24 protein-coding genes are annotated in these 26,551 nt (G+C 59.0%); 10 read left to right on the plus strand and 14 right to left on the minus strand.

Annotation, left to right across the window (positions count from 1 at the left end):
- The first annotated feature begins 176 nt into the window (after nt 1–176).
- A complete protein-coding gene (gene pdxH, locus ACRESJ_RS34530; RefSeq protein WP_431761890.1) occupies nt 177–824 on the plus strand; it encodes a pyridoxamine 5'-phosphate oxidase in 648 nt (215 codons plus the stop codon).
- 5 nt (nt 825–829) lie between these two features.
- Here the strand turns inward: pdxH and ACRESJ_RS34535 are convergent, their stop codons facing one another.
- Entirely contained in the window at nt 830–1,066 is a 237-nt protein-coding gene (locus ACRESJ_RS34535; RefSeq protein WP_057400818.1) for a hypothetical protein, read from the minus strand.
- A 165-nt stretch (nt 1,067–1,231) separates the two neighbouring features.
- Here ACRESJ_RS34535 and ACRESJ_RS34540 point away from each other — a divergent pair, with 165 nt between their 5' ends.
- Complete coding sequence (locus ACRESJ_RS34540) at nt 1,232–1,696, plus strand: glycine zipper 2TM domain-containing protein (protein WP_431761891.1); 465 nt, start codon at nt 1,232–1,234, stop codon at nt 1,694–1,696.
- Nucleotides 1,697–1,806: 110 nt separating this feature from the next.
- Here the strand turns inward: ACRESJ_RS34540 and nhaA are convergent, their stop codons facing one another.
- Nucleotides 1,807–2,994 carry a Na+/H+ antiporter NhaA gene (nhaA, locus tag ACRESJ_RS34545; RefSeq protein ID WP_431761892.1) on the minus strand — a complete coding sequence of 396 codons (1,188 nt, stop codon included), beginning with the start codon at nt 2,992–2,994 and terminating at the stop codon, nt 1,807–1,809.
- A 236-nt stretch (nt 2,995–3,230) separates the two neighbouring features.
- Between nhaA and ACRESJ_RS34550 the strand changes: the two genes are divergently transcribed.
- Complete coding sequence (locus tag ACRESJ_RS34550) at nt 3,231–4,325, plus strand: PLP-dependent cysteine synthase family protein (RefSeq protein ID WP_431761893.1); 1,095 nt, start codon at nt 3,231–3,233, stop codon at nt 4,323–4,325.
- Nucleotides 4,326–4,421: 96 nt separating this feature from the next.
- Here ACRESJ_RS34550 and ACRESJ_RS34555 read toward each other — a convergent pair whose 3' ends face one another.
- The 3 genes from ACRESJ_RS34555 to ACRESJ_RS34565 all read right to left on the minus strand — a co-directional run bounded on the left by ACRESJ_RS34555 (nt 4,422) and on the right by ACRESJ_RS34565 (nt 7,647).
- Entirely contained in the window at nt 4,422–6,035 is a 1,614-nt protein-coding gene (locus ACRESJ_RS34555) for an NAD(P)/FAD-dependent oxidoreductase (protein ID WP_431761894.1), read from the minus strand.
- A gap of 95 nt (nt 6,036–6,130) precedes the next feature.
- On the minus strand, nt 6,131–6,796 hold the full coding sequence (locus tag ACRESJ_RS34560; RefSeq protein WP_431761895.1) for a COG3650 family protein: 666 nt from the start codon (nt 6,794–6,796) through the stop codon (nt 6,131–6,133).
- A 254-nt stretch (nt 6,797–7,050) separates the two neighbouring features.
- Nucleotides 7,051–7,647: a short chain dehydrogenase gene (locus ACRESJ_RS34565; RefSeq protein ID WP_431761896.1), complete on the minus strand. Its 597-nt coding sequence runs from the start codon at nt 7,645–7,647 to the stop codon at nt 7,051–7,053.
- Nucleotides 7,648–7,752: 105 nt separating this feature from the next.
- On the opposite strand from ACRESJ_RS34565, the gene ACRESJ_RS34570 reads away from it, so the two are divergent.
- On the plus strand, nt 7,753–8,661 hold the full coding sequence (locus ACRESJ_RS34570; protein WP_431761897.1) for a LysR family transcriptional regulator: 909 nt from the start codon (nt 7,753–7,755) through the stop codon (nt 8,659–8,661).
- Between the two features lie 145 nt (nt 8,662–8,806).
- On the opposite strand, the gene ACRESJ_RS34575 is transcribed toward ACRESJ_RS34570, so the two are convergent.
- From ACRESJ_RS34575 to ACRESJ_RS34595, 5 genes are all read right to left on the minus strand, one after another.
- Nucleotides 8,807–9,508 carry an ABC transporter ATP-binding protein gene (locus ACRESJ_RS34575; protein ID WP_034146751.1) on the minus strand — a complete coding sequence of 234 codons (702 nt, stop codon included), beginning with the start codon at nt 9,506–9,508 and terminating at the stop codon, nt 8,807–8,809.
- Complete coding sequence (gene livG, locus ACRESJ_RS34580; protein WP_431761898.1) at nt 9,509–10,276, minus strand: high-affinity branched-chain amino acid ABC transporter ATP-binding protein LivG; 768 nt, start codon at nt 10,274–10,276, stop codon at nt 9,509–9,511.
- Nucleotides 10,273–11,529, minus strand: a complete 1,257-nt coding sequence (locus ACRESJ_RS34585) for a high-affinity branched-chain amino acid ABC transporter permease LivM (protein WP_431761899.1) — start codon at nt 11,527–11,529, stop codon at nt 10,273–10,275. The genes livG and ACRESJ_RS34585 overlap by 4 nt, the downstream gene beginning before the upstream one ends.
- On the minus strand, nt 11,526–12,449 hold the full coding sequence (gene livH, locus ACRESJ_RS34590) for a high-affinity branched-chain amino acid ABC transporter permease LivH (RefSeq protein ID WP_431761900.1): 924 nt from the start codon (nt 12,447–12,449) through the stop codon (nt 11,526–11,528). Before livH ends, ACRESJ_RS34585 begins: the two co-directional genes overlap by 4 nt.
- Nucleotides 12,450–12,682: 233 nt before the next feature.
- The gene (locus ACRESJ_RS34595) at nt 12,683–13,810 is read right to left on the minus strand and encodes a branched-chain amino acid ABC transporter substrate-binding protein (protein ID WP_431761901.1); all 1,128 of its coding nucleotides are present in this window, start codon (nt 13,808–13,810) and stop codon (nt 12,683–12,685) included.
- A 349-nt stretch (nt 13,811–14,159) separates the two neighbouring features.
- Here ACRESJ_RS34595 and ACRESJ_RS34600 point away from each other — a divergent pair, with 349 nt between their 5' ends.
- Complete coding sequence (locus tag ACRESJ_RS34600) at nt 14,160–14,465, plus strand: DUF2288 domain-containing protein (RefSeq protein ID WP_431761902.1); 306 nt, start codon at nt 14,160–14,162, stop codon at nt 14,463–14,465.
- Nucleotides 14,466–14,717: 252 nt separating this feature from the next.
- Here the strand turns inward: ACRESJ_RS34600 and ACRESJ_RS34605 are convergent, their stop codons facing one another.
- Complete coding sequence (locus ACRESJ_RS34605; protein ID WP_431761903.1) at nt 14,718–16,916, minus strand: hypothetical protein; 2,199 nt, start codon at nt 16,914–16,916, stop codon at nt 14,718–14,720.
- 192 nt (nt 16,917–17,108) lie between these two features.
- On the opposite strand from ACRESJ_RS34605, the gene ACRESJ_RS34610 reads away from it, so the two are divergent.
- Complete coding sequence (locus ACRESJ_RS34610; RefSeq protein ID WP_431761904.1) at nt 17,109–18,005, plus strand: NAD(P)-dependent oxidoreductase; 897 nt, start codon at nt 17,109–17,111, stop codon at nt 18,003–18,005.
- Here ACRESJ_RS34610 and ACRESJ_RS34615 read toward each other — a convergent pair.
- Complete coding sequence (locus ACRESJ_RS34615) at nt 17,962–20,178, minus strand: putative bifunctional diguanylate cyclase/phosphodiesterase (RefSeq protein ID WP_431761905.1); 2,217 nt, start codon at nt 20,176–20,178, stop codon at nt 17,962–17,964. The two genes, ACRESJ_RS34610 and ACRESJ_RS34615, sit on opposite strands and share 44 nt — an antisense overlap.
- A gap of 147 nt (nt 20,179–20,325) precedes the next feature.
- Nucleotides 20,326–20,691, minus strand: a complete 366-nt coding sequence (locus ACRESJ_RS34620) for a YkgJ family cysteine cluster protein (RefSeq protein WP_431761906.1) — start codon at nt 20,689–20,691, stop codon at nt 20,326–20,328.
- Between the two features lie 266 nt (nt 20,692–20,957).
- Here ACRESJ_RS34620 and ACRESJ_RS34625 point away from each other — a divergent pair, with 266 nt between their 5' ends.
- Nucleotides 20,958–22,307 carry a spinster family MFS transporter gene (locus ACRESJ_RS34625; RefSeq protein WP_431761907.1) on the plus strand — a complete coding sequence of 450 codons (1,350 nt, stop codon included), beginning with the start codon at nt 20,958–20,960 and terminating at the stop codon, nt 22,305–22,307.
- A 127-nt stretch (nt 22,308–22,434) separates the two neighbouring features.
- Here ACRESJ_RS34625 and rapA read toward each other — a convergent pair whose 3' ends face one another.
- Nucleotides 22,435–25,281: an RNA polymerase-associated protein RapA gene (gene rapA, locus ACRESJ_RS34630; RefSeq protein WP_431761908.1), complete on the minus strand. Its 2,847-nt coding sequence runs from the start codon at nt 25,279–25,281 to the stop codon at nt 22,435–22,437.
- A gap of 218 nt (nt 25,282–25,499) precedes the next feature.
- On the opposite strand from rapA, the gene ACRESJ_RS34635 reads away from it, so the two are divergent.
- The 3 genes from ACRESJ_RS34635 (at nt 25,500) to ccoM (ending at nt 26,361) form a co-directional block, all read left to right on the plus strand.
- Nucleotides 25,500–25,841, plus strand: coding sequence for an aspartate-semialdehyde dehydrogenase (locus ACRESJ_RS34635; protein WP_431761909.1), 342 nt, complete (start codon nt 25,500–25,502; stop codon nt 25,839–25,841).
- Nucleotides 25,842–25,940: 99 nt separating this feature from the next.
- Complete coding sequence (locus tag ACRESJ_RS34640; protein ID WP_431761910.1) at nt 25,941–26,102, plus strand: hypothetical protein; 162 nt, start codon at nt 25,941–25,943, stop codon at nt 26,100–26,102.
- 142 nt (nt 26,103–26,244) lie between these two features.
- Nucleotides 26,245–26,361, plus strand: coding sequence for a cytochrome c oxidase subunit CcoM (ccoM, locus tag ACRESJ_RS34645; RefSeq protein WP_056856105.1), 117 nt, complete (start codon nt 26,245–26,247; stop codon nt 26,359–26,361).
- Nucleotides 26,362–26,551: the final 190 nt, after the last annotated feature.

Consider the following 26,551-nt stretch of genomic DNA (forward strand, 5'->3'; position numbering starts at 1 on the left):
CTGCTGTTCCAGCGGTGAAAAAAGCCCCTGCGAAAAAAGCTCCGGCCAAGAAAACACCTGCGAAAACTGCAACGCCGGCGAAGAAAACCACGCCAGCCAAAGCCGCTGCGACAGACAAGAAGGTCGCCAGCACCGATACTGCAAAGCAGTGATTCGTTAACCAAAAGGAATGCGCCATGACCCAGGGCCTGGCTGATATGCGTCGTGACTACACCCGTGATGGCCTGACCGAGGCGCAAGCCCCGGCCGAGCCGTTCGCACTGTTCCACCAGTGGTTCGCCGACGCGGTGAAAACCGAACAGGCGCCGGTGGAAGCCAACGCCATGACCCTGGCCACCGTCGACCAGGACGGTCGACCACACTGTCGCATTCTGTTGCTCAAGGGCCTGGACGAGCAGGGCTTTACCTTTTTCACCAACTACGAGAGCGCCAAGGGCCAGCACCTGGCCGCGAATCCGTTCGCGGCCATGACGTTTTTCTGGCCGGCGCTGGAACGCCAGGTGCGTATCGAAGGGCGGGTGGTGAAGGTCACGCCTGAGGAGTCCGACGCCTATTATCAGGTCCGTCCACTGGGCAGTCGCCTGGGGGCCTGGGCATCGCCGCAGAGCCGCGTGATCGCCGATCGCGGGGAGCTAGAAGCACTGCTCAAGAACACCGAGCAACGTTTCAGCGACACCCAGCCGCATTGCCCGGAACACTGGGGTGGCTATCGCCTGCTGCCGGAACGCATCGAATTCTGGCAGGGCCGCCCAAGCCGCCTGCACGACCGCCTCAACTACCGCCAGCAGGGCGCCGACTGGATGCTTGAGCGTCTGGCACCCTGAGTAGCCTACCGACCGGGATAACCTGCCGCAGCGGCCTCCAGCCACTTCGGCAGGTCCCGACGCTTGATCTTCTGCGCCTGCGCACTCGCCAACCGCTCGAGCATGAAGGCTTTTTTCTGCTCGTCCTTGCCGGCCAGCGCCAGTGCCAGGTCGCGGTCCATCCAGCGTTTGATCCGCACGTACAGCCACCAATGGAAGTACAAACCGGCAACAGTCGTGACGACGATGATAAAGTAGTCCATGAAAATCCTTGGTCAGCGGGGCAGTTTTCCGATTTTGCCGCTACTGTGTGAGTTCGTGGGAGCGCCTTAACGGGGCCTGAATCAAACCAATTTTACCCGGGTGGTGCCGTGACAGGCGTCAAGCCGTGGGGTCTAATGAACATCTGTTTCTTTGGAGTTGATGCTATGCGTAAGTCTGTACTGCTGGTTGCTTCCTTTTCCACGATGGCGATGTTGCTCACTGGTTGCCAATCGAGCCTGACCGGTGACTCCTATTCCCGTGACGAAGCGCGTCGCGTGCAGACCGTTCGCATGGGCACTATCGAAGCGCTGCGTCCAGTGAAGATCGAAGGCACCAAGACCCCGATCGGCAGCGTCGCCGGTGCAGCGGTGGGTGGCGTTGGCGGTAGCGCAATCGGTGGCGGTAAAGGCAGCATCGTTGCGGCGGTCATCGGCGCCGTTGCTGGTGGTCTGATAGGGTCGGCAGCCGAAGAAGGCATGACCCGTACCCAAGGCGTGGAAATCACCGTGCGCGAAGACGACGGCAGCATGCGCGCCTACGTGCAACAGGTTCAGGAAAACGAAGTGTTCCGCGTTGGCGAGCGAGTACGCATCGCTACGGTCGATGGCACCAGCCGCGTTACGCACTAAGCGGGAAAGCGGGTAAAAGAAAACCCCGATCAGGTGAACTGGTCGGGGTTTTTTTATTCGCCTGACGAGGCTGTATTACTTTGAATGGCGTCAGGCGATGTCGCTGTTTTTCAGGACACTTGTACGGTTTGCTTGCGACTGGCCATCGCTGTTACGGCATAACCGATCAACGCTGCCAGTATTGAACCGGTCAGAATCCCCATCCGATCCATCCCGGCATAGTCGCTGACGCCGGGTTCAAAGGCCAGGGAACCCACAAACAGGCTCATGGTGAAGCCGATGCCGCAGAGAATCGCCACGCCCAGTATCTGCCCCCAGTTGGCGCCTTGGGGGAGGGAGGCGATGCCGATTTTTACGGCCAGCCAGGTCAGGCCTAACACACCGATGGTTTTGCCCAGAAGCAGGCCGACCGCGATGCCCATTGGCACGTCGTGGGTGAAGCTGTCGACAGTAACGCCGCTCAGGGACAGGCCGGCATTGGCAAAGGCGAACAGCGGCAGGATGCCGTAGGCCACCCACGGGTGCAGTGCGTGTTCGAGCGTCAGTAGCGGTGAGGACTCGGCGTTTTTGGTACGCAGCGGGATGCAGAACGCCAGCGTCACGCCGGCCAGCGTGGCATGTACGCCACTCTTGAGCACGCAGACCCAAAGGATCAAGCCGATGATCATGTACGGCCCGAGCTTGTTCACACCGAGGCGGTTCATACCGATCAATGCCGCGATGCAGGCCGCGGCCAGGGCCAGCGACAGCGTCGACAGCGCGCCGGAATAGAAGATTGCAATAATGATGATCGCGCCAAGGTCGTCGATGATCGCCAGGGTCATCAGGAACAGTTTCAGCGATACCGGAACCCGCTTACCCAGCAGCGCCAGCACGCCGAGGGCGAAGGCGATGTCGGTGGCAGTGGGAATTGCCCAGCCGTTGAGGGCCGGTGGATTGTCACGGTTGAGGAACCAGTAGATCAGCGCCGGCACCACCATACCGCCAATCGCAGCCGCGCCCGGCAGGACGATCTGCGACGGTTTCGACAATTGTCCGTCGAGGACTTCGCGCTTGACCTCCAGGCCGATCAGCAGGAAAAACAATGCCATCAGGCCATCGTTGATCCATAGCAGCAGCGGCTTGGCGATTTTCAACGCGCCGATCTGGGCCACCACGGGGGTGTCCAGCAGGCCGTTGTACAGCCACGACAGAGAGGAGTTGTTGATGATCAAAGCCAGAATGGCCGCGGCGATCAATAACAGACCGCTTGCAGCTTCCAGCTGAAAGAAACGCGTGAAAGTGCTACGCAGAGGCAAGGTCGCTCTCCATCGATATTCAAAAGGTGGGACACCCTAACCGGTACCCTTAGAAGTTAAAACAAAAGTTATATTCTTTTTTGTTATATGTCGTTACAAGCTGTTTGTACTGCACGGACCTGAGCCTAGCAGTTGCCGAGCGTATTGAACCCCAGCTGTATCTGTGCGTGATGTAGGTTTTTTCCTAAGCTTGATGATTGAGCCAGACTCCTGCCCGATCCAACGAGAAAACCACCATGAGCGACAACCGACAGTGGGCCCGCGAAGCCATCCGGATCATCGAAGCTGACTTCCAGCGTAGCGCCGACACCCATCTGATTCCTTTGCCGCTACCGGGTTTTCCAGGCATCGAGCTGTATTTCAAGGATGAGTCCAGCCATCCTACCGGCAGCCTCAAGCACCGCTTGGCACGTTCGCTGTTTCTTTATGCGTTGTGCAATGGCTGGCTCAAGCCCGGTGCGCCGGTGATCGAAGCCTCCAGCGGGTCGACGGCGATTTCCGAGGCGTATTTCGCCCGGTTGCTGGGGGTGCCATTTATTGCGGTGGTGCCTGCAAGCACCTCCAAGGAGAAGATCGCGCAGATCGCTTTCTACGGTGGCCAGACACATCTGGTGAAGGATCCAACGCAGATCTATGCCGAATCCGAGCGCCTGGCGCGGGAACACGATGGGCATTTCATCGACCAGTTCACCTATGCAGAGCGCGCCACCGACTGGCGGGCGAACAACAATATCGCCGAGTCGATTTTCCAGCAGATGCGTTTAGAAAAGCATCCAGAACCGAGTTGGCTGATCTCCAGCCCCGGTACCGGCGGCACGACCGCCACGCTGGGCCGATACGTGCGTTATCGCCAGCATTGCACCCGGGTACTGTGCGCCGATGCGCAGCGCTCAGTGTTTTTCGATTACTACCAGACCGGCGATGCCAGCCTGCGCCTGGACCACGGTTCACGGATTGAGGGCATTGGTCGGCCACGGGTAGAGGCGTCGTTTCTGCCCAAGGTGATCGATGCGATGGTCAAGGTGCCGGATGCATTGTCGCTGGCGGCGATGCATTACCTGGCCGAGCGCTTGGGGCGCCATGTGGGTGGATCCAGCGGGACCAATCTGATCGGCGCGCTGATGGCGGCACAACAGATGGCGGCGGCCGGGGAGACAGGGTCGATCGTGGCGATCTTGTGCGACAGCGGCGAGCGTTATGCCACGACTTACTACGATCAGAAATGGCTCAAGGCCGAGGGGTTTGAGTTGAGCGGGTTGATGGATGCGGTTGCTGCGACGGTGGAACGTGGTGAGGCGCTGCCGGCGAGCGTGTTGCGGGCCAATATCTGACACAAACAAAAAGATCGCAGCCTTCGGCAGCTCCTACAGGATGAATGCAATCCAATGTAGGTGCTGCCGAAGGCTGCGATCTTTTGCTCTTGATCTTTAAGCTTCCAGACCCAAAATGTCGCGGGCTACCGCCTCGGCAATCCGAATCCCATCCACACCCGCCGACAAAATCCCACCCGCATATCCCGCACCTTCACCCGCCGGGAACAGGCCTTTCACATTCAGGCTCTGCATCGACTCGTTGCGGGTGATCCGTAGTGGTGACGAGGTACGGGTCTCGATCCCGGTCAGCACCGCGTCATGCAGCGAGTAACCGCGAATCTGCTTCTCGAATGCCGGTAAGGCTTCGCGAATCGCTTCGATGGCAAAGGCCGGCAGGGCCAGCGCCAAGTCGCCCAGGGCAACGCCCGGTTTGTAGGACGGTTCGACCGTGCCCAGCTCGGTGGACGGCTTGCCCGCAATAAAGTCGCCGACCAGTTGCGCCGGTGCTTCGTAGTTGCTGCCGCCCAATACAAAGGCGTGGGATTCCAGACGTTCCTGCAATTCGATACCGGCCAGCGGGCCGCCCGGGTAATCGACTTCCGGGGTGATGCCGACCACGATCCCGGAGTTGGCGTTGCGTTCGTTACGCGAGTATTGGCTCATGCCGTTGGTCACGACGCGGTTTGGCTCGGAGGTCGCCGCCACCACGGTACCGCCCGGGCACATGCAGAAGCTGTAGACCGAGCGACCGTTCTTGGCGTGGTGCACCAGTTTGTAGTCGGCGGCGCCCAGCTTCGGGTGACCGGCGTATTTGCCCAGGCGTGCGCGGTCAATCAACGATTGCGGGTGCTCGATGCGGAAACCCACCGAGAACGGCTTGGCTTCCATGAACACACCACGGCCGTGAAGCATGCGGAAGGTGTCCCGGGCGCTGTGGCCGAGAGCGAGGATCACGTGTCTGGAATGAATCTGCTCGCCACCGTCGAGTTCGACGCCGACCAGTTGGCCGTCTTCGATCAGTACATCGGTGACCCGCTGCTGGAAGCGTACTTCGCCGCCCAGGGCACGAATCTGCTCACGCATGTTTTCCACGACACCGGTCAGGCGGAACGTACCGATGTGCGGTTTGCTGACGTAGAGGATTTCTTCCGGCGCGCCGGCCTTGACGAACTCATGCAGGACTTTGCGACCGATGAATTTCGGGTCCTTGATCTGGCTGTAGAGCTTGCCGTCGGAGAACGTGCCTGCGCCGCCTTCGCCAAACTGTACGTTGGACTCGGGGTTGAGCACGCTTTTGCGCCACAGGCCCCAGGTGTCCTTGGTGCGCTGGCGTACTTCGGTACCGCGTTCGAGGATGATCGGCTTGAAGCCCATTTGCGCCAGCAATAGCCCGGCGAAAATCCCGCAAGGGCCGAAACCGACCACCACCGGGCGCGCGCTCAGGTCGGCCGGCGCCTGGCCGACTTCTTTGTAGCTGACGTCCGGAGCCTCGTTGACGTTACGGTCATCGGCGAACTTGTGCAGCACCGCCGCCTCATCGCGAACGTTGAGGTCGATGGTGTAGATGAAGCAAAGCTCGGAGGACTTTTTGCGCGCATCGTAGCTGCGCTTGAACAAGGTGAAGTCGAGCAGATCCTCGCTGGCAAGCCCTAAGCGCTGCACGATGGCAGGGCGCAGGTCTTCATCGGGATGGTCGATCGGCAGCTTGAGTTCAGTGATTCGTAACATGACGGGATCCGGTTCGCGGGGCGCACAACTGCGCCAGGGCGTTTGAAACCGGCGATTATAAGCCGCAAAGGCCGGGTCCCGTGAGGCCTAAACGATCAGTCGTCGCGCGAACCGCCCAAATACCCGCATCCGCGTTGCACCTGGCCGTTGATACGCAGCTCGGCGCTCATGTGCTGGACGCTGCCGTTGCTGCCGTCAATGCAGCGTTGCGGGGCGACCCACAGTTCGATGTGCTGATTGTTGGCTTCGGTGCTGAGGTTGAAGCGGCCATCGCCCAGTTGTTCTTCGACGTAGGGCACGGCCAGTGGCGGCTGTCCGGCACGGTCGATGATCATGCCCTTGCCGCTGACGCTCACTTTCCACTCGGGGGTGTGGCCGGCAGCGCGCAGGATCAACTTTTTGAAGTCGGGATCTTCACAAACCTTAGCCGAGCGCTCGACCCGGTACAGCTGTTCGAGGTCGAGTTGCCCATCGCCGGAGCCGGAAACAATCCGTCCGCGCACGTCGGCAAACAGATTGCCCTTGGCGTCGGCCAGGCTAGCGGCCTGTTGCAGGACGCTTGTTCCACCGGTGTCGTTGACCACCAAACGGCGCTGTTCACCACAGGGCTGGAACAGCAGTTTACCGTCAGCTGCGCTCAACTGGCCCTGCATGCGGGTCTGGCCCGCATGGGAGGCGCTTTCTCGGGAGCCATCGAACAGCTGACAGGCTGCGAATAGGGGGAGCAGGGCAACAACGACTAAGGAACGGGCAACACGCATCTTGGGGTCTCCTGACAAGTGCCGCCACGTTACTCAGCCTGACCGTTCATCACAACCCTCGGGAAAAGATCGCAGCCTGCGGCAGCTCCTACAGGGTTGCAGTGCTTGGCGATGGTTGGACAAACGTAAATCCGTAGGAGCCGGCTTGCTGGCGAGGCGATGGTGAATATAAAGACGTCATCGCTAGCAAGCCAGCTCCTACAGGGATTTGCGTTTCCCTGTAGGAGCTGCCGCAGGCTGCGATCTTTTGATCTTCAAATATGAAAGGTCTGACCGGTCTGCAGCCCTTCGACACTCTTGGCATAGGCCAACGCTACATCGACTGCCGGAACCGGCTTGAAACCACGGAAGTACGGCGCATATTTGCCCATGGCTTCGACCAGCACGTTCGGGCTGATCGAGTTGACGCGAAGGCCACGGGGCAGCTCGATGGCGGCGGCGCGGACAAAGCTGTCCAGTGCACCGTTGACCAGTGCCGCCGAGGCGCCACTGTAAATCGGATCGTGGCTGAGCACGCCGGTGGTGAAGGTGAATGAAGCGCCATCATTGGCGAACTCACGGCCGATCAGCAGCAGGTTTACCTGGCCCATCAGCTTGTCTTTCAGGCCCAGGGCGAAGCTGTCTTCGGTCATTTCCGCCAACGGGGCAAAGGTCACGTTGCCGGCAGCGCAGATCAGCGCATCGAACTTGCCGGTTTGCTCGAACAGTTTGCGAATCGAGGCGCTGTCGCTGATATCCACATGGAAATCACCGCTGTTGCGGCCGATGCGGACGATTTCGTGGCGTGGGGAGAGCTCTTTGTCGATGGCCGAACCGATGGTGCCGACTGCGCCGATCAATAGGATTTTCATGTTGCTGTTGCTCCAGTGGTTTGAATGTGGGTTCAGTTTAGAGTGGTTTTTTCCGCTGATAAGCGCACTAATAGGCAACCTTTGGTTTTCAAATGGAAACAATCCATGAGTGAAATGGATGATCTGGCCGCGTTTGCAGTATTGGTCGAGGCGGGCAGTTTTACCCTGGCGGCTCAGCAGCTCGGTTGCAGCAAGGGGCAACTGTCCAAGCGCATCAGCCAACTCGAAGCGCAGTTTTCCGTGGTTCTGCTGCAACGCACCACACGGCGTTTGAACCTGACGGCAGCGGGCGCTGCATTGTTGCCACAGGCGCAGGCCCTGTTGGTCCAGGTCGAGCGGGCGCGTCAGGCGTTGGCGCGGCTGAAGGACGACATGGCCGGTCCGGTACGTATGACGGTGCCTGTGTCGTTGGGGGAAACGTTTTTCGATGGTTTGTTGCTGGAGTTTTCCAGCAAGTACCCCGAAGTGCAGATAGAGCTGGACCTTAGCAACGACTACCGTGAACTATCCCGGGATGGTTTCGATCTGGCGATTCGCTCCGATGTGGCCATTGACCAGCGACTGGTAGCGCGTCCGCTGTTGGCCTGGCACGAAATGACCTGCGCCAGCCCGGCCTATCTGGAGCAGTACGGTGAGCCACAGACTCCTCAGTCGCTGGCCGAGCATCGTTGCCTGCTCAACAGCCATTACAGTGGCCGGGAGGAGTGGCTGTATCACCAGCAGCACGAATTGTTGCGAGTGCGGGTTAGCGGACCGTTTGCCAGCAACCATTACAACCTGCTGAAAAAAGCTGCATTGGCGGGTGCCGGTATCGCTCGCTTACCGTCCTACCTGTTACCGACGGAATTGGCTGAGGGGCGCCTGCGCTGGCTGCTGCGCGATTATCAGACGCGGAGTATGCCGATGTATCTGGTGCATCCGTATCAGGGAGGGTTGCCGAAGCGGACACAGGTGCTGGCCGATTATTTGATGGGGTGGTTCAAGCGCAGTGGCGAGGCCTTGGATCGGCTCTGAGGCCCCCATCCTCTGGAACTGCCGAAGGCTGCGATTGATCGTTCCCACGCTCTGCGTGGGAACGATCAGGGTTCGGGGCGGGGTCGGGTAGTTGTGGCAGGCACAAAAAAACGGCCCGGAGGCCGTTTTTGTTTACTGCAATGGCTTAGCCGCCGAGGTACGCTTCGCGCACTTTCGGGTCGGTCAGCAGTGCTTCACCGGTGCCTTGCATCACCACCCGGCCGTTCTCCAGAACGTAGGCGCGGTCGGCGATTTTCAGCGCCTGGTTAGCGTTTTGTTCAACCAGGAACACCGTCACACCGTCCTTGCGCAGCTGTTCGATGATGTCGAAGATCTGCTGGATGATGATCGGTGCCAGGCCCAACGAAGGTTCGTCGAGCAGCAACAGCTTGGGCTTGCTCATCAGCGCACGGCCGATGGCGAGCATTTGCTGTTCGCCGCCGGACATGGTGCCGCCGCGCTGGCTGAAGCGTTCTTTCAGGCGTGGGAAAAGTCCAAGGACCTTGTCCATCTGTTCCTGATAGTCGCCTTTGGCAGTGAAGAAGCCGCCCATGGAGAGGTTTTCTTCCACGGTCAGGCGGGAAAACACCCGACGACCTTCCGGGACAACCGCGATGCTCTTGCGCATGATCTGCGAAGAATCCTGGCCGACCAGTTCCTCACCCATGTAGCGGATGCTGCCGCTGTGAGCCCGCGGCGAACCGCACAGGGTCATCAGCAGCGTGGACTTGCCGGCACCGTTGGCGCCGATCAGGGTCACGATCTCGCCCTGGCGGACTTCGACGTTGACGCTGTGCAGCGCCTGGATCTTGCCATAGAAGGTGGAAACGTTTTCGAACTGCAGCATTTACGCTTCCCCCAGGTAGGCTTTGATCACATCAGGATTGTCGCGGATCTGTTCCGGCGTACCGTCGGCCAGAGGCGTGCCCTGGTTGATCACGACAATGTGGTCGGAAATGCTCATGACCAGTTTCATGTCGTGTTCGATCAGCAGCACGGTCACGTTGTGCTCTTCACGCAACACGCTGATCAGTTGCTTCAGATCTTCGGTTTCCTTGGGGTTCAGACCGGCAGCCGGTTCGTCGAGCATGAGGATCCGCGGGCGGGTCATCATGCAACGGGCGATTTCCAGGCGACGTTGCTGACCGTAGGCCAGGGTACCGGCCGGACGGTTGGCGAACTCCTTGAGGTTGACCTTTTCCAGCCAGTACTCGGCGAAGTCCATGGCCTCACGCTCGCTCTTGCGGAACGCCGGGGTCTTGAACAGGCCGGACAGGAAGTTGGTGTTCAGGTGACGGTGCTGGGCGATCAAGAGGTTCTCGACCGCGGTCATGTCCTTGAACAACCGAACGTTCTGGAAGGTGCGCACCACGCCTTTGAGGGCGATTTTGTGGCCCGGCAGGCCTTCGATCGCCTCTCCGTCCAGCTTGATGCTGCCGCCGCTCGGCTTGTAGAAGCCGGTCAGGCAGTTGAATACGGTGGTTTTGCCGGCACCGTTAGGGCCGATCAGTGCAACCACTTGTTTCTCTTTCACGCTCAAGGCTACGCCGTTGACCGCCAGCAAGCCGCCGAAGCGCATGCTCAGGTTTTCTACTTTGAGGATCTCGCGGCTCATTTGCGCAGCTCCATGTGAGGACGTTGCATGGGCAGCAGACCCTGAGGTCGCCAGATCATCATCAGTACCATCAAGGCACCGAACATCAACATGCGGTACTCACTGAACTCACGCATCATTTCCGGCAGCAGGATCATCACCACGGCAGCGAGGATCACCCCCAGCTGCGAGCCCATGCCACCCAGTACCACGATGGCGAGAATGATCGCCGACTCGATGAAGGTGAAGGACTCCGGTGTCACCAGGCCCTGACGGGCGGCGAAGAAGCTGCCGGCGAAACCGGCGAAGCTCGCACCCAGGGTGAAGGCCGACAGCTTGATGATGGTTGGGTTCAGACCCAGCGCACGGCAGGCGATTTCGTCTTCGCGCAACGCTTCCCAGGCGCGGCCCAGTGGCATGCGCAACAAGCGGTTGATGACGAACAGCGCAGCCAGTGCCAGGAGCAGGGCAACCAGGTAAAGGAAGATCACCTTGTTGATCGAGTTGTATTCCAGGCCGAAGTACTCGTGGAAGGTTTGCATGCCTTCCGCGGCTTTACGTTCGAAGGTCAGACCGAAGAACGTCGGTTTCTCGATGTTGCTGATCCCGTTCGGTCCGCCCGTGAGGCCGGTCAGGTTACGCAGGAACAGACGGATGATTTCACCGAAGCCCAAGGTCACGATCGCCAGGTAGTCGCCACGCAGACGCAACACCGGGAAGCCCAGCAGGAAGCCGAAGGTGGCTGCCATCAGGCCGGCGATTGGCAGGCAGATCCAGAAGCTCAGACCGTAGTAGTGCGACAGCAGCGCGTAGCTGTAGGCGCCGACGGCATAGAAACCGACGTAACCAAGGTCGAGCAGACCCGCCAGACCGACCACGATGTTCAGGCCCAGGCCGAGCATCACATAGATCAGTACTAGCGTCGCGATGTCCACAGCGCCACGGGAACCGAAGAACGGCCAGATCAGGGCACCGGCAATGATCGCAATGATGAACCAGCGCTGAGTGGTCGGCAGGGTCAGGAAGTTGCTGGCCTTGGCCGGAATCAGCGGGCCTCTGGAGGACGAACGCCAGACGGAGCTGATCTGTTGGTCGAACAAAACGCGCAGGAACATCAGCACCGAGCACAGGGCGATGACGATCAGCGTGGTGGGGCTGGTGCCGTGCACTTCAAGGTTGATACCGACGATGGTCAGCTTCAGGCCCAGTACCGGGTAGGCAACGGCCCACACCAGCAAGGCACTGAACAGTGCCTGTTTAAGATTCCTAGTCATACTTTCTCAACCTCCGGACGACCCAGCAGGCCGGTTGGCCGGAACAACAACACCAAAACCAAGAGACCGAAGGCCACGACGTCCTTGTACTGGTCGCCGAAAATATCGGCGCCGAAGGCTTCTGCCACACCCAGTACCAGCCCGCCGAGCATGGCGCCCGGAATGCTGCCGATACCGCCCAGTACGGCTGCGGTGAAGGCCTTGAGGCCGACCAGGAAACCGGCGTTCGGGTTGATCACGCCGTATTGCATGCTCAGCAGCACGGCCGCGATGGCCGCCAGGGCGGCACCGATGACGAAGGTCAGGGCGATGATGTTGTTGGTGTTGATACCCAGCAGGTTGGCCATCTTGATGTCTTCGGCGCAGGCGCGGCAGGCGCGGCCCAGGCGAGAACGGGAGATGAACATTGTCAGGCCGAACATGGCGACCAGGGTCACCACGAACACCACGATTTGCATGTAGGAAATCAGCACTTCATGTGCGCCACCTGGCCCGAAGGCAAAGTTGCCCGGAATCAGGTTGGGGATGGATTTGTCCTTGGAGTCTTGCGCCAGCAGAACCGTGTTCTGCAGGAAGATCGACATGCCGATGGCGGAAATCAGCGGGATCAGACGGTTGCTGCCGCGCAAGGGGCGGTAGGCGATCCGTTCGATGCTGTAGCCGTAGGCACTGGTGACAACGATGGTTGCGAGAAACGCGGCGGTCATCAACAGCGGAACACTGTCGAGTCCCAGCATGGCCAGCCCGGCGATGGCGATGAACGCCACGTACGAACCGATCATGTACACCTCGCCGTGGGCGAAGTTGATCATTCCAATGATGCCGTAAACCATCGTATAGCCGATGGCGATCAGGGCATACGTGCTGCCAATGGTCAGACCATTAACCAGCTGTTGGAAGAAGTGATAGATGTCAGGCATTACAGCGCTCCTAAAAACCTGATACGCATTTCACTGGTGGAGTCATTTTCCCGCCCGGGCCCCGTGGATCTGCACCCACTTCGAACACGGGTTTTGCCAGCGAACCGCTGATGACGGTTTTGAGATTTTCAGGTGGGGAGACTAGCGGATCACGCCAGCGCGGCCCAGGTACGTTCGTAAAACAAAGCCCACGGCACGCCGTGGGCTTTGTTGGCAGTCAGTCAGGCAATGCCTTACTGAGGCGAAGCTTCAGTTTTTGGTTTGCCGAAGTGCCACTCGTAAACCACGAATTTGAAGTCCTTCAGGTCGCCTTTTTCGTCGAAGCTCAGGTTGCCGGTTGGGGTCTTGAAGGTGCCTTTGTGGATGGCTTCAGCCACTTTGGCGGTGTCTTCGGACTTGGCAGTCTTGATGCCTTCGACGATCACTTCCACAGCCGAGTAGGCCGGGAACACGAACGGACCGCTCGGGTCTTCTTTCTTGGCCTTGAATGCATCAACCAGGGCAACGTTGGCAGGATCCTGGTCGAAGGACTTCGGCAGGGTTACCAGCAGGCCTTCGGAAGCGTCCTTGGCGATCTGCGAGATGGAGTCGTTACCCACGCCTTCCGGGCCCATGAACTTGGCTTTCAGGCCTTTTTCCTGGGATTGACGCAGGATCAGACCCAGTTCCGGGTGGTAGCCGCCGTAGTAGACGAAGTCGACGTTGGCTTGCTTGAGCTTGGCGATGATCGAGGAGAAGTCCTTGTCGCCGGCGTTAACGCCTTCGAACACGGCAACCTTGACGTTCTTGCCTTCCAGGGTTTTCTTCACGGCGGTGGCGATGCCTTCACCGTACTGCTGCTTGTCGTGCAGAACGGCAACGACTTTAGGTTTTACGTGGTCGGCAATGTAGTTACCGGCAGCAGGGCCTTGGGCGCTGTCCAGGCCGATGGTGCGGAACACCATTTTGTAACCACGGGTAGTGATGTCCGGGCTGGTGGCAGCCGGGGTGATCATGATCACGCCTTCGTCTTCGTAGATGTCCGAAGCCGGTTGAGTGGAGCTGGAGCACAGGTGGCCAACCACGAACTTCACGCCATCGTTGACGACTTTGTTCGCGACCGCTACCGCTTGTTTTGGATCACAGGCGTCATCGTATTCAACGGCTTCGAGTTTCTTGCCGTCTACGCCGCCTTTGGCGTTGATCTGTTCGATGGCCATTTTGGCGCCACTGAACTGCATGTCGCCGTATTGGGCTACAGGACCGGTTTTAGGGCCGGCAATGCCGATCTTGATGGTGTCAGCTGCGAACGAATGGCTGGCAACCCCGGCCAGAACCATAGCGGCAAACAGTTTGGAAATCTGCTTAGTAGCCTTAGTCATAGTGCTCCACTCTTACTGTTGTAATTTTTATAGTCCTGGCGCCGTTGGCAGCAGAACCGGGTCAGATATCCACGACATCCCCCGGAAATGCCCCCCGGCAACTGTACCGGTACAGTGTAGAGCGCCGATTGTCAGCCTGGGAAGCTGGCTTCAGGGGGCAAAACTTGAGCGTGTCGCATATTTGAAAGAAAAAGTCAGAATTGCGGCGGGGTTTTGACGGGCTTATAGCCAGATTCCGTGCATTCCTTGGCATTCCTGCTGTTTTCATTCGGTACTGCAAATTGCTACCGGGTTTTTCTGCCAGACCACCGACGTTATGATTGCGCCAATTTCTTTTCCGGACAGACCCATGAACGAAGAACCTAGCACCCTCTATGCCAAGCTGCTTGGAGAAACCGCATCTATTTCCTGGAAGGAGCTGGAGCCGTTCTTCGCCAAGGGTGCCCTATTGTGGGTCGACCCGAGCCTGGATTTGATCGCCGCCGCCGAGGCCATGGCGACCGATGAAGGGGAGAAAGTGGCTGCCTGGCTGGCTGCCGACAAGGTCGCCAAGCTGTCTGAAACGCGGGCGCTGGATCTTTTCGAACGTGATCCGCAGTTGTGGGCAGTCGTGGTTTCGCCGTGGATCATGATCCAGGAAAGAGCGAAGGTTTGAATGCACGCACCAGGCTGGTGCGTGCTTGCGCCAGTTAAAAGTGTGTAGGCGAGTAGCGTGATGGCACGTTGCCGTAGAGAAAGGCCACAGCCTCACGGTGACGTAAACGTAACGGGAACAGTTGAAAGGGCAGCCTGAGGGCTGCTCAATTGTTTCTGAGTGTTTTCAAAAGCAAAAGATCGCAGCCTGCGGCAGCTCCTACACCTCACATGTAGGAGCTGCCGAAGGCTGCGATCTTTCTGAGCGACTAAATCAATACGCCGTCTTACCCGTATGGTTATTCAACGAAATAACCTTGGTCTTGCCAATGCGGTGGCGATAGATCTCGCGCAAGTACTTGATCGCCTTCTTCACGCAATCCCGGGACAGGCGGATGTCGTTGATCGACACGAACTTGTCCTTGTCGTTGATCAGCTCACGGTACTTCTTCTCGTACATCGGTTTGATCGCATACCAGTTGGTATCGAGGATCTTCGCCGGATTCTCGAATTCGTTGAGCAGATCGTCGATCCGGTCTTCGTCGAAGTGTTCGTTGATGATGAAGTCCAGGATCGAGTTGTCCAGGGTCTCGTCGAAGCGGTACGGGTTTTTCGCGAAGCAACGCTTGATGAACGCCACGATCAGCGTCAGGAAGTCGTCCGACAGGCACGGGCTCTTGGCGATCAGGGTGGTCAGCGACAAGTTCGCCGAAGCGCCGATCACCAGTGCGTAGCGCTTGAGCGTCGTGTTGGGGAACAGGCTGTTGAGGTGGGTCTTGAGCCGGTTCAGATCCATGTAAGACAGCTTGTAATCCTTGGGCAGCGAGACGATCGACACCACCGACGAGCAGTTCTTGAAGAAGTGCAGGTCGTGCAGGGCCGCTGCGTCATAGCCCGAGTTCTTGTATTGCTCCAGCGACGCACGATAACGCTTGGACTCGATCGGCAGCAGGCTGATGCCCTCGATGGCCTGGGTCACCTTGTTGAAGTGCGGAAGGTCGATGGAGCGGAAGAACAGGTCGTCGATGTTCAGGCGCTGCTGCTCTTTCTCGAACACCTTGAACTTGTCGCTGGTCGGCGCCGGGGTTTCCGGGACGACGGACTCGGCGTAGGCAATCGCCACCGGGCCGGCCAGGCTCATGAACAGGTCGTTGGCGTCCAGACGGATGGTTTCGCCAATATCGATGCCAGCGCGACGGAAATAGTTCTGGTCGTAGTCAGTCGTGACCGCCTGGGCCGTCAGAATGTTGAAGATCTGCTGAGAGATGTACTGGTTGGCGTGTTTTTCCATCGCATTGACATCAATGTTCTGGATGTTGCCGTCATCATTCTCTTCGGCGTAACGCATGATGTCGTTGGAGATCAGCATCATCGCGTTCCATGGGCGGATTCGGCCCATGACGCTGGCTTCGCTGCTGTCTTCATTGGCGAAGTTGTAGGAGAAGTCCCATTCCTCCGACAGGTATTTGCACAGCAGGCGACCGGCGTTGATGTGCAGTGCTTCGGACATTTCGCTGCGGTGATCGGAAATGTTCGGCAGCACGCAAATGCCGCTGGTGAAAATCGGTTCGAAGACGAACGAATGACCGCTCTTGCCGTCGTGCTCGTCCATCGGCTTGGTGTCGAACGTCTTGTTCATGTACGAATGCTGTTGGGCCAGTCCGAATTCCGACGCCATGCCCGAACCCGTACCGCCGCCGGCACTGAAAATCGAGAAGTACAGGCGCGACTGGTTGGCCTTGATGCCGCAGCTGTCGATCAGGTACGAGTGAATCATCTTCCAGTCCGGGCTGGAGAAACGCTGGGTGTCCTTGTTCAGGATGATCTTGGCCAGGTACTGGCCGAGGATCGGCGCGTTACCCGCACCACCGGCGTGGACTTCCGACAAGTCCATGATTTTCATTTTGCTGTAGTCGCGCAGGAAGCCGCTTTTCTCGCCCTTGCGTGAGAATCGGATACGACCGGCGATGTCTTTGTCCAGGTCGCCGAGCATTACCAGCGGCTCTACCAGGAACACCGGTTTAGTGGCTTTGTTCGGAATCAGGCGCAGATTGTTGCGAATCCACTGTGCCGGGCTGTAGCCCTTTTCGGCGTAGCGCTTGTCCGGCGACAGGCGATCTTCGTTATTGAATTCGTTGAGATAGAACTTGCGAGCGTTGTACACCAGCTCCGCGACATCCAGCGCAATATTCGAACCGCAGCGGCCCAGGCCGATCAGGCACACCGACGGGAATTCCTGGTCGCTGTGCTGTTCGTTGTCGCCTTCCAAATGCGGTGGGCGCGGGAACACCATGTCGCGCAGTCCGTCGAGATTGTCGAGGATGCGGTCGGTGTTGGTTTCAGTGAAATAGAGATATTGCTGGGTCGCCGCCGGGCGCGACGGCGTGAATGGCTTCGACGGCGCGGGGCTGTTCGCCGCTGGGCTCAGCGTCAGATCGGAAATCGCAGTGGCCGGGTTATTTTTGGAAGTCATTGTTTGCGATGTACCTGGGCTGGTTGGTCGGGCGACACACTGTCGTCGAACTGTCACGGGCTCGCGTCTTTTATCTGCGCGTATTTGGCCCAAGCGTCAGAGCCGTGGCCTGAGCTTCGCTCGGGGGGAATCCTTTCCTAAGTCATGATAAATCGGCCAAGATTTAGCAATCTTTAATCAAAAGGAGGCTAAATGATGTCAACGCTACCTTCGTTGGGGTTTGCCGGGATCGGACTCATGGGCCTTCCCATGTGCCGGCGTCTGCTGGCAGCGGGTTACCCACTGACGGTGTGGAACCGAAATCCGGCCAAATGCGCACCGCTGGTGGAGGCGGGTGCGCGACAGGTCGCGACCCCAGCCGAGCTATGCCAGCACGCGGATGTGGTGATGATGTGCCTGGCGGATACGTCGGTGGTGCGCGAGGTGGTGTTTGGCGAGGCAGGCGTGGTCGCGGGTGCGAAAAGTGGCCAGTTGCTGGTGGACTTTTCCAGTCTGGAACCTACCGCTACGCGGGAAATGGCGGCAGAGCTTGTCAGCAAAACCGGTATGGGCTGGCTCGATGCGCCGGTCTCCGGCGGCGTGATTGGCGCTGAAGCGGGCAGCCTGGCGATCATGGTCGGTGGCGACGCGGCAAATCTTGAACGCATCAAACCCGTGTTGCTGCGTCTCGGGCAGCGCGTGACGCACATGGGTGCAGTCGGAGCAGGGCAGGTCACCAAGGCCTGCAATCAAATGATTGTGGCCTGCAATGTGCTGGTCATTGCCGAAGTGGTGGCGTTGGCGGAGCGTTCGGGCGTTGATGCGAGCCTGATCGCCGAGGCGCTGGCCGGTGGTTTTGCCGATTCAAAACCCTTGCAGTTCATCGCTCCGCAAATGGCCGAGAGCCATTTCGAACCGGTGAAGTGGCACGTGCGCACCTTGCTCAAGGACCTGGATGGCGCGGTGAAGTTTTCCCGCGAGCAGGGTTCGGCAACCCCGATCAGCGGCCTTGCGGCGCAGTTGATGCGGTTGCATGGTGCGCAGGGAAACCTGGAAAAAGACCCTTCTACATTAGTGCAGATGTACCGTGAACCAGACTCAACGTCATGACGGTGTAGGAATGCTTGCGCTGGTTGATTTCGTTCAGCACCGGGCGTAGTTGGTCGATCGTCACAGGGCGACTGAGCAGGTATCCCTGAACGAAGTCGCAGCCTTGGCGCTCCAGAAACTGGTATTGCTCGAAGGTTTCGACACCCTCGGTGACCACATCCAGGTGCAGGGTGTGGGCCATGGCGATAATTGCCTGGACGATCTCCATGTCCTGGGTAGATTTGGGGATGTCCTGAATGAACGAGCGGTCGATTTTCAGCGTATTGAGAGGCAAGCGCTTGAGGTAGGCCAGGGACGAGTAACCGGTGCCGAAGTCATCGATCGACAGCGACACACCGAGGGCGCGGATGTGCTCAAGCAACGACAGCGTATCGGCGATGTTGCCCATCAGCGCGTTTTCGGTCACCTCCAGTTCCAGGCGTTGCGGCGCTACACCGGCGTTTTGAAGCACCTGTTCGATCTCTGCGGGCAGCTCCTCGCGTGCCAGGCTCAAGGGTGAACAATTCACGGCGACCTTCAATTCTTCGCAGCCCAGCTCTGACAACTTGCCGAGGTCTTCACAGGCCTTGCGCAGCACCCATTTATCCAGCTCGGTGATCAGGCCATTGGCCTCGGCTATTGAGATGAAACGGTCCGGGGCAAGAAAACCGTGGACTGGGTGTTGCCAGCGAATCAACGCTTCAAGCTTGCTGACCTGACCGGTTTTGAGGTCGTAGATCGGTTGGTAATAGAGCATCAAGCCGTCGTCTTCGAGCAGGGCGTGGCGCAATTCTTCTTCCAATTGCAGTTCCAGTGTGGCGCGGGCCTTGAGGTGGGGGCTGAAGAAGTTCAAGCCATTGCGGCCGCTGTCCTTGGACTGATACAGCGCCAGGTCAGCATTTTTCAGCAGCTCTTCACAGCTTTCGCCGTCTTCGGGAAACAGGCTGATGCCGATGCTGGTGGTCATCACCATGCGCCTTCCTGCCAGAGCGACAGGTTCTTTCATTTTCTGCATGATGCGTTGGGCCAAGTGTCGCGCCTCCTCACGATCTTGCAGGTCTATGAGAATGCAGAACTCATCGCCACCCAGGCGCGCCACCACATCTTCATGGCTTCGTATCGAGCTTCTGATATGACCTGCGAGCACCTTGAGCAGCTCATCGCCGGCATCGTGGCCGAGGCTGTCGTTGATCCGCTTGAAGTGGTCGATGTCGAGAAACAGGACGGCGAGCATGCCGCCACCGTGGGCTTTCTCGCTGAGTTTCTCGGCGAAAATCTGGTTGAAACCCCGGCGGTTGATCAGGTTGGTCAAAGGGTCGTAATGCGCGACCTGTTGCAGAGATATGCGCGCCTGATCCAGTTGGCTAAGCAATGTATTGACCCGCTGCAGGTCATGATCCTTGTGTTGCAGCTTCTTGTCCGCCAGCGCGGCGCTGATGCTGCTGCCAAGGATCAACAGCGTCATGACCGCCACGGTCAGACCCAATTGCAGATGATTGTTTTCCCCGGGTTGGGTCAGGAGACTGTCGGTGGGCAGCACCAGATTGAAAGCTGCCATGCCGGTGAAATGCATGCTGAAGATGCCTGCCCCGAGCACCAGGCTGGCACTGTACTTGAGCAGTTTATGGAGTATCCCGGTGCCATTGCGCAGGTACCTGGCCAGCAGCAGTGCCGCCAGGCTGGCGCCGATTGCGATCGTGATTGAGAGACTGAACAACACCGGATGATAGTAGACCTGTGCCTGCGAACGCAGGGCGGACATGCCTACATAGTGCATGGCTGAGATGCCCAGGCCGATACAGATCGCTGATCTGAAACATTGCCAGAAGCTCAAGACCGGCTGGCTGAGGGTGCGCATCGCCAGCCACGAAGCGAGCAGGGCTATCAGCAAGGAAACAAGGGTGATGGGCAATTGATAGTGGATGTCGAGTGGAGCCTGGAAAGCCAGCATGCCAATGAAGTGCATGGCCCAGATTCCGCCTGCCAGGCAGCCCGCGCCGACCCAGCGCCAGAGTCGTTCGGAGGCCCCTTTTTCGGCTTGGGCCACCCGTTCCGTCATGTCCAGTGTGGCAAAGCTGCCAGCGCAGGCGACCAGGTACGCCAGTAGCACCAAAAAAGGGTTATGTATGCAATTGAGTATGACCTGTCCGCTGTCTGTCAGCTCGGTAATGAAATGCAAACCAAGCCACCCCATAGCATGCCTCGTCGTTAGGTCTCAGGCTGGCGCAATGAGCGCTGGCGAATGCCATGGAGTATAGAAGGCGTAGGGGAAGCGCAAGCGATGGTGGCACATTGGTTTCGGCCATTTCGAAATTAGCCTGATAGCGAGGGGTACTAAGCGTCAGGCGCTTTGTAGTTCGGCTATTTCAAACGCCGGTTCCAAGGGCTGCAGACCAAAGGCTGCGCGGGCAGCATCGCAATCGGGATTGACCTGGCCGTCGACCCAGGACGCTTCGAATTCGCGGCAGGTACTGGAGCGCTTTTCGTAGATCGAGCATTGCACGGTGCTGCCGACTTCCCCCACCAGGCTGGTGCATCGCACCGGTTTGCAGCCGGTGCCGATCATCGCCACCCGACTGGGGCTGATCTGTTCGACCAGCTCATCGGGCACGATCCCGCCGGCCGAGGTGCATTCACCCCAAAAAAAAGACACGCGAAAATGAGAACAGCAGGCACCGCAATTCAGACACGGACTGGCTTCGGACATGGGTGATTATCTAAGGAGGAGTGGGGGCACGGGGGCAGACAAGGCCGCTATTCTAGGCATCGCCAGCGGCTTGGGAAGAGGGGTGGCAAGGTATTTTTCAACGGTCGGACGGACTGCGATGTGGCGGGCCTGCGAATGCTCCCACAGGTTGTGCGCCATGGGTCGATATCAGCCTTGCGAATAATTGCAGACAGCTTTGGAGCGCCTGTCTAGATTGAGTATTCCGGGGGCAGTGACGCCCCAATAACAATAAATGAGACGGACCCATGCAGAACTCGACCCAAGCGGCGAATGCCTGGCGCATTCTGTTCCTGTTGTTCCTGGCTAATCTCTTCAACTTTTTTGACCGCACCATCCCCGCCATCATCATCGAACCCATTCGCATGGAATGGCATCTCAGCGACTTTCAGCTGGGGATCATCGGCACCGCCTTCACCATCGTCTACGCAATCGCCGGCCTGCCATTGGGGCGTATGGCCGATACCGGGTCGCGTAGCAAACTGATGGGCTGGGGCCTGGCTGCCTGGAGTGGGTTGACGGCGGTCAACGGCATGGTGGGCAGTTTCTGGAGTTTCCTGATCGTGCGCATGGGCATCGGCATCGGTGAAGCCAGCTACGCCCCAGCGGCGAACTCGCTGATTGGCGACTTGTTCCCGGCTCACCGTCGGGCGCGGGCCATGGGGATTTTCATGCTGGGGCTGCCGTTGGGGCTGTTGCTGGCATTCTTTACCATTGGCGCGATGGTAAAGGCGTTCGACAGCTGGCGTGCTCCGTTTTTCATCGCCGCCGTACCTGGGCTGATCCTCGCCGTCTTCATGTTTTTCATCAAGGAACCAAAACGCGGCGCTGCGGAGGCTGTGCAGGTTTCGCAAGAGCGCGTTGATAGGCCGATCCGCCGAATCCTGGCGGTGCCAACCTTCCTGTGGCTGGTTTTGGCCGGGCTTTGTTTCAACTTCGCCACTTACGCCTGCAACTCGTTTCTGGTGCCGATGCTGCAGCGTTATTTCCTGATGCCGCTACAGGAAGCTGCGGTGGCGACCGGCGTTATCGTTGGCGTAACCGGGTTGATCGGCCTGACGCTGGGTGGTTGGGTCGCGGACAAGATTCACCAACGAATCGCCAATGGCCGCCTGCTGTTTGCTGCATTCAGCCTGATCATCTCTACCGTCTGCACCGCTTGGGCGCTGCATTCCGGTCGAATCGAGATCGGCGTTTTCGTGGCGGTGTTCAGTCTGGGCTGGTTGTTTGCCTACAACTTCTATACCTGCGTATACACGGCGATCCAGGATGTGGTCGAACCGCGCCTGCGGGCTACGGCCATGGCGGTGTTCTTCGCCGGGCTCTATCTGTTGGGCGGCGGGCTTGGGCCGGTAGTGGTCGGTGCCTTGTCTGATCACTTCGCCCACACGGCGATGCTCGCTGCGGGTGCGGAGCAAATGACGGAAGCGTTCAAGGCTGTCGGCCTGCACGACGCCATGTACCTGATTCCGGTGGCGCTGTTTTTCACCATGGTGTTTCTGGTGATGGCTTCTCGGTGTTTTGTGAGGGATGCCAAGCGGATGAAGGAAGGGTTGGTTGCGGTGGTTGAGCCGCAGGGCGAAGGGGTGCCGGCTTAAGATCAAAAGATCGCAGCCTGCGGCAGCTCCATGGGATCGCATTCCTCTGTAGGAGCTGCCGAAGGCTGCGATCTTGTAAAAAGAAGGCCCGCATTGCGCGGGCCTTCTTCATTACGGGGGAAGGGAATTAACCCGCCACCAACACCCGAATCGCTTCCAGTCGCAACGCAGCCTTGTCGAGCATGGCCAGGCCTTGCTCGCGTTGTTTGCGCAGGGCAACCAGTTCGCTGTCACGTACGGTCGGGTTGACCGCTTGCAACGCGGTCAGGCGCGCCAGTTCTTCATCGGTATCGGCCGCCAGGCGACGTTGCGCCTCTGCCACACGTTCTGCGTGGCGTGGGTAGATCTTGTCTTCGCCGGCATTGATCCGTGGCGACAGCTGATCGCGCTGGGCCTGGATGAACTTGTTGGCGCTGGCGCGCGGCACGCTTTCGAGCTGATCGTTCAGGGTCTCGAAGGCAACCCGGGCCGAGAGGTCATTGCCGTTGGCATCGAGCAGGCAACGCAGGGCCGCCGGTGGTAGGTAGCGGCCCAGTTGCAGCGAGCGTGGGGCGACCACCTCGCTGACATAGAGCAGCTCCAGCAGCACAGTGCCAGGTTTGAGCGCCTTGTTCTTGATCAGTGCCACGGCGGTGTTGCCCATCGAACCGGACAACACCAGATCCATGCCGCCCTGAACCATCGGGTGTTCCCAGGTAATGAACTGCATGTCTTCGCGAGACAGCGCCTGGTTGCGGTCGTAGGTGATGGTTACGCCTTCGTCGTCGCCGAGCGGGAAGCTGGCATCGAGCATTTTTTCGCTTGGCTTGAGGATCAGCGCGTTTTCCGAATGGTCTTCGCTGTCGATGCCGAAAGCGTCGAACAAGGTTTCCATGTAGATCGGCAGGGCGAACTGATCGTCTTGCTCAAGGATGTCTTCAACCAGTGCGTCGCCTTCGCCGGCACCACCGGAGTTGAGCTCCAGCAAACGGTCACGGCCGGTGTGCAGTTCGGCTTCCAGACGCTCACGCTCGGTGCGGGCTTCGTCAATCAGCGTTTGCCATTCGCCATCGTCGGCTTCTTCCAGCAACGGCAGCAGGCGCGGGCCGAACTGGTGCTGCAGGGCGTTGCCGGTCGGGCAGGTATTGAGAAAAGCGTTCAGCGCTTCGTGGTACCACTGGAACAGACGCTCTTGCGGGCTGGTTTCCAGGTACGGCACGTGCAGTTCGATGGTGTGCTTCTGGCCGATCCGGTCCAGACGACCGATACGTTGCTCCAGCAGGTCCGGGTGAGACGGCAGGTCGAACAGCACCAAGTGATGGGAGAACTGGAAGTTGCGGCCTTCACTGCCGATTTCCGAACAGATCAGCACTTGCGCGCCAAACTCTTCGTCAGCGAAGTAGGCGGCGGCGCGGTCACGCTCGAGGATGTTCATGCCTTCGTGGAACACCGTGGCCGGGATGCCGGAACGTACGCGCAGGGCGTCTTCCAGGTCCATCGCGGTTTCGGCATGGGCGCAGATCACCAGTACTTTGGTGCGCTTGAGCATTTTCAGCTGGTCGATCAGCCATTCGACGCGCGGGTCGAACTTCCACCAGCGCTCTTCTTCGTTGGCATCCGGCTGGGCCTGGAAGCTGACTTCCGGATACAGCTCGGCGTGATCGCCCAATGGCAGTTCGAGGTACTCGTCCGGGCACGGCAGCGGGTACGGATGCAGTTTACGCTCCGGGAAACCTTGCACGGCGGCACGGGTGTTGCGGAACAAGACGCGGCCGGTGCCATGGCGGTCCAGCAGTTCGCGCACGAGGCGAGCACTGGCTTCGGTGTCGCCGTCGTTGACTGCGGTCAGCAGGGCTTCGCCTTCGTTGCCGAGGAAACCGTGAATGGTTTTATGCGCTTGGGGCGACAGGCGACCCTTCTCCATCAACTCCTGGACGGCTTCGGCTACCGGGCGATAGTTTTCACTCTCGGCGCGGAAGGCAGCCAGGTCATGGAAACGATTCGGATCGAGCAGGCGCAGTCGAGCGAAGTGGCTGTCCTGACCCAGTTGTTCGGGAGTGGCGGTCAACAGCAGCACGCCGGGAATGGTTTCGGCTAGCTGCTCGACCAGCGAGTATTCGGGGCTGACCTGATCCTCGTGCCACACCAGGTGGTGCGCTTCGTCGACCACCAACAAGTCCCAGCCGGCTGCGAACAGTGCGTCCTGAGCCTTCTCGTCATCCACCAGCCACTCCAGGGCCACCAGCGCGAGCTGGGTGTCTTCGAACGGATTGGAGGCATCACTTTCGATGAAGCGCTCTTCGTCGAACAGCGCGACCTGCAGGTTGAAACGGCGACGCATCTCCACCAGCCACTGGTGCTGAAGGTTTTCCGGCACCAGGATCAACACGCGATTGGCGCGGCCCGAAAGCAACTGACGATGGATCACCAGGCCGGCTTCGATGGTTTTGCCCAAGCCTACTTCGTCAGCCAGCAGAACCCGCGGTGCAATGCGGTCGGCTACTTCGCGGGCGATGTGCAACTGGTGCGCGATGGGTTGCGCACGCACGCCACCCAGGCCCCAAAGCGTGGACTGCAGTTGGTGGCTGGTGTGTTCCAGGGTGTGATAGCGCAGGGCGAACCAGGCCAACGGGTCGATCTGCCCGGCGAACAGGCGGTCGCTGGCCAGACGGAACTGAATGAAGTTCGACAGTTGGGTTTCCGGCAGGGTGACAGCTTCGTTCTGCGCGTTCAGGCCGTGGTAAACCAGCAGGCCATCCATATCGTCGACTTCGCGAACGGTCAGTTTCCAGCCTTCGAAGTGAGTGATGGTATCACCCGGCGAAAACCGCACACGGGTGAGGGGCGCATTCCGTAGCGCGTACTGGCGAGTGTCGCCAGTGGCCGGGTAGAGCACGGTCAACAAGCGGCCGTCCTGTGCCAGAACGGTGCCCAAACCCAGCTCGGCTTCGCTGTCACTGATCCAGCGTTGCCCCGGTTGATACTGCTGCGCCATGCTGCCTGACTCCCACCTTGAAAAAGCGGGCTATCTTAACGGAATGAGGGCTTGAGGGCCAAAAGACTCTCAGAAAAACTCTCAGTACTACGTTAGACCACCTGCCCGTCCTGGGCGGATCAAGGCACTTATTCGTGCCAATTGGGTCACAGTTTGCGACCGATGGCTCAAGTCGCCATCCCCGCAGCCGACAGCCTGCTGACAGGAGACTGATAAATATGCTGCCACCGATGCTCCCATTGAGTGCCGTGCCGATCACTTCGCAGCACGACCCGGTGCGCCCGCGCCCGGACATCGCCCCGGTGGTGCCCGTGCAGGAGAGCTCGACTGACAGCACCATCGACCTGAAAAAGCGCAACCCCGAAGAAACGGCCTTGCTGCTGCGCGAAGAGCAGCGCCGCAAGCAGGAGCAGGAACGACGTCGCCGTGAAGCTGACGAAGATCCCGAAGCGCACCTGGCGGTACCTGGGGATGAACTCAATGCCGACAACACGGTGCCGGTGGCGCCATTGATGGACGACCAGCCTCGTCAGGGCTTGTGGGTCGATATCCAGATTTGAGTGGATGGACTGGTCAGCGTTGCCGCCAGACCGCATTATTGGCGCAATTGTGCCGAGCGATGCGGCACTGAACTCATTTCAAGCGATGCACTGAACACCATGAGCCAAGACGACAAACTGATCGACCTTAATGCCGAACGCGCCAAGCGTATCCATGACCTCAACGACAAGCGCCTCAATGAAGTGCGCCAGGCGTTCGAGCAAGCCATGCCTCTGGCCAAGCCGAAGAAAAAACCGAAAAGCAAACCAAAGAAACGTTGAATCCCCTGCATCGGTTGATGCAGGTCAGTTTTTCCCCTTCTTTAAGTCCACTCTCGGACAACATTGATCCCGGTCAATATTTTCTCCTGCCTGTTTGGGTAACTTAGCCCTATCGCAACAAGGCAAGTGCAGGAGACGCGTCATGTTTTTCGACAACGTGGTGATCGCCGGAGTGCTGACTGTCAGCCTCATGTTTGTATTCTTTGCCGGATTCGGATTTTTTATCTGGAAGGATTCGCACAAGCGGAAAAAGCCGTAGGTCTTTCTGGGTGTAATGAGCACGCAAGGCATTTTGGGCAACTTCGGTTGCCCTTTTTTTTGCCTGCGAAAATCTATCGGTAAACACGTAACCCTGTAGGAGCGAGCTCTGCTCGCGATGGACGCCAACGATGACGCGGGCTGCCTGAATGTACGCGTTGTCCTTGCGGTCATCGCGAGCAGAGCTCGCT

The sequence above is a fragment of the Pseudomonas sp. genome, assembly GCF_050739655.1.
In the GTDB taxonomy this organism is placed as follows: domain Bacteria; phylum Pseudomonadota; class Gammaproteobacteria; order Pseudomonadales; family Pseudomonadaceae; genus Aquipseudomonas.

Excerpts from the sequence above, each read along its gene's own strand:
- ACRESJ_RS34560 (WP_431761895.1), bottom strand. The coding sequence starts at position 6,796 with ATGCGTGTTGCCCGTTCCTTAGTCGTTGTTGCCCTGCTCCCCCTATTC.
- ccoM (WP_056856105.1), top strand. The coding sequence starts at position 26,245 with ATGTTTTTCGACAACGTGGTGATCGCCGGAGTGCTGACTGTCAGCCTC.
- ACRESJ_RS34595 (WP_431761901.1), bottom strand. The coding sequence starts at position 13,810 with ATGACTAAGGCTACTAAGCAGATTTCCAAACTGTTTGCCGCTATGGTT.
- ACRESJ_RS34620 (WP_431761906.1), bottom strand. The coding sequence starts at position 20,691 with ATGTCCGAAGCCAGTCCGTGTCTGAATTGCGGTGCCTGCTGTTCTCAT.
- ACRESJ_RS34640 (WP_431761910.1), top strand. The coding sequence starts at position 25,941 with ATGAGCCAAGACGACAAACTGATCGACCTTAATGCCGAACGCGCCAAG.
- ACRESJ_RS34540 (WP_431761891.1), top strand. The coding sequence starts at position 1,232 with ATGCGTAAGTCTGTACTGCTGGTTGCTTCCTTTTCCACGATGGCGATG.
- rapA (WP_431761908.1), bottom strand. The coding sequence starts at position 25,281 with ATGGCGCAGCAGTATCAACCGGGGCAACGCTGGATCAGTGACAGCGAA.
- ACRESJ_RS34555 (WP_431761894.1), bottom strand. The coding sequence starts at position 6,035 with ATGTTACGAATCACTGAACTCAAGCTGCCGATCGACCATCCCGATGAA.
- ACRESJ_RS34605 (WP_431761903.1), bottom strand. The coding sequence starts at position 16,916 with ATGACTTCCAAAAATAACCCGGCCACTGCGATTTCCGATCTGACGCTG.
- ACRESJ_RS34575 (WP_034146751.1), bottom strand. The coding sequence starts at position 9,508 with ATGCTGCAGTTCGAAAACGTTTCCACCTTCTATGGCAAGATCCAGGCG.
- ACRESJ_RS34615 (WP_431761905.1), bottom strand. The coding sequence starts at position 20,178 with ATGGGGTGGCTTGGTTTGCATTTCATTACCGAGCTGACAGACAGCGGA.
- pdxH (WP_431761890.1), top strand. The coding sequence starts at position 177 with ATGACCCAGGGCCTGGCTGATATGCGTCGTGACTACACCCGTGATGGC.
- livH (WP_431761900.1), bottom strand. The coding sequence starts at position 12,449 with ATGCCTGACATCTATCACTTCTTCCAACAGCTGGTTAATGGTCTGACC.
- ACRESJ_RS34610 (WP_431761904.1), top strand. The coding sequence starts at position 17,109 with ATGATGTCAACGCTACCTTCGTTGGGGTTTGCCGGGATCGGACTCATG.
- ACRESJ_RS34535 (WP_057400818.1), bottom strand. The coding sequence starts at position 1,066 with ATGGACTACTTTATCATCGTCGTCACGACTGTTGCCGGTTTGTACTTC.
- livG (WP_431761898.1), bottom strand. The coding sequence starts at position 10,276 with ATGAGCCGCGAGATCCTCAAAGTAGAAAACCTGAGCATGCGCTTCGGC.
- ACRESJ_RS34570 (WP_431761897.1), top strand. The coding sequence starts at position 7,753 with ATGAGTGAAATGGATGATCTGGCCGCGTTTGCAGTATTGGTCGAGGCG.
- ACRESJ_RS34550 (WP_431761893.1), top strand. The coding sequence starts at position 3,231 with ATGAGCGACAACCGACAGTGGGCCCGCGAAGCCATCCGGATCATCGAA.
- ACRESJ_RS34635 (WP_431761909.1), top strand. The coding sequence starts at position 25,500 with ATGCTGCCACCGATGCTCCCATTGAGTGCCGTGCCGATCACTTCGCAG.
- ACRESJ_RS34625 (WP_431761907.1), top strand. The coding sequence starts at position 20,958 with ATGCAGAACTCGACCCAAGCGGCGAATGCCTGGCGCATTCTGTTCCTG.
- ACRESJ_RS34600 (WP_431761902.1), top strand. The coding sequence starts at position 14,160 with ATGAACGAAGAACCTAGCACCCTCTATGCCAAGCTGCTTGGAGAAACC.
- ACRESJ_RS34585 (WP_431761899.1), bottom strand. The coding sequence starts at position 11,529 with ATGACTAGGAATCTTAAACAGGCACTGTTCAGTGCCTTGCTGGTGTGG.
- ACRESJ_RS34565 (WP_431761896.1), bottom strand. The coding sequence starts at position 7,647 with ATGAAAATCCTATTGATCGGCGCAGTCGGCACCATCGGTTCGGCCATC.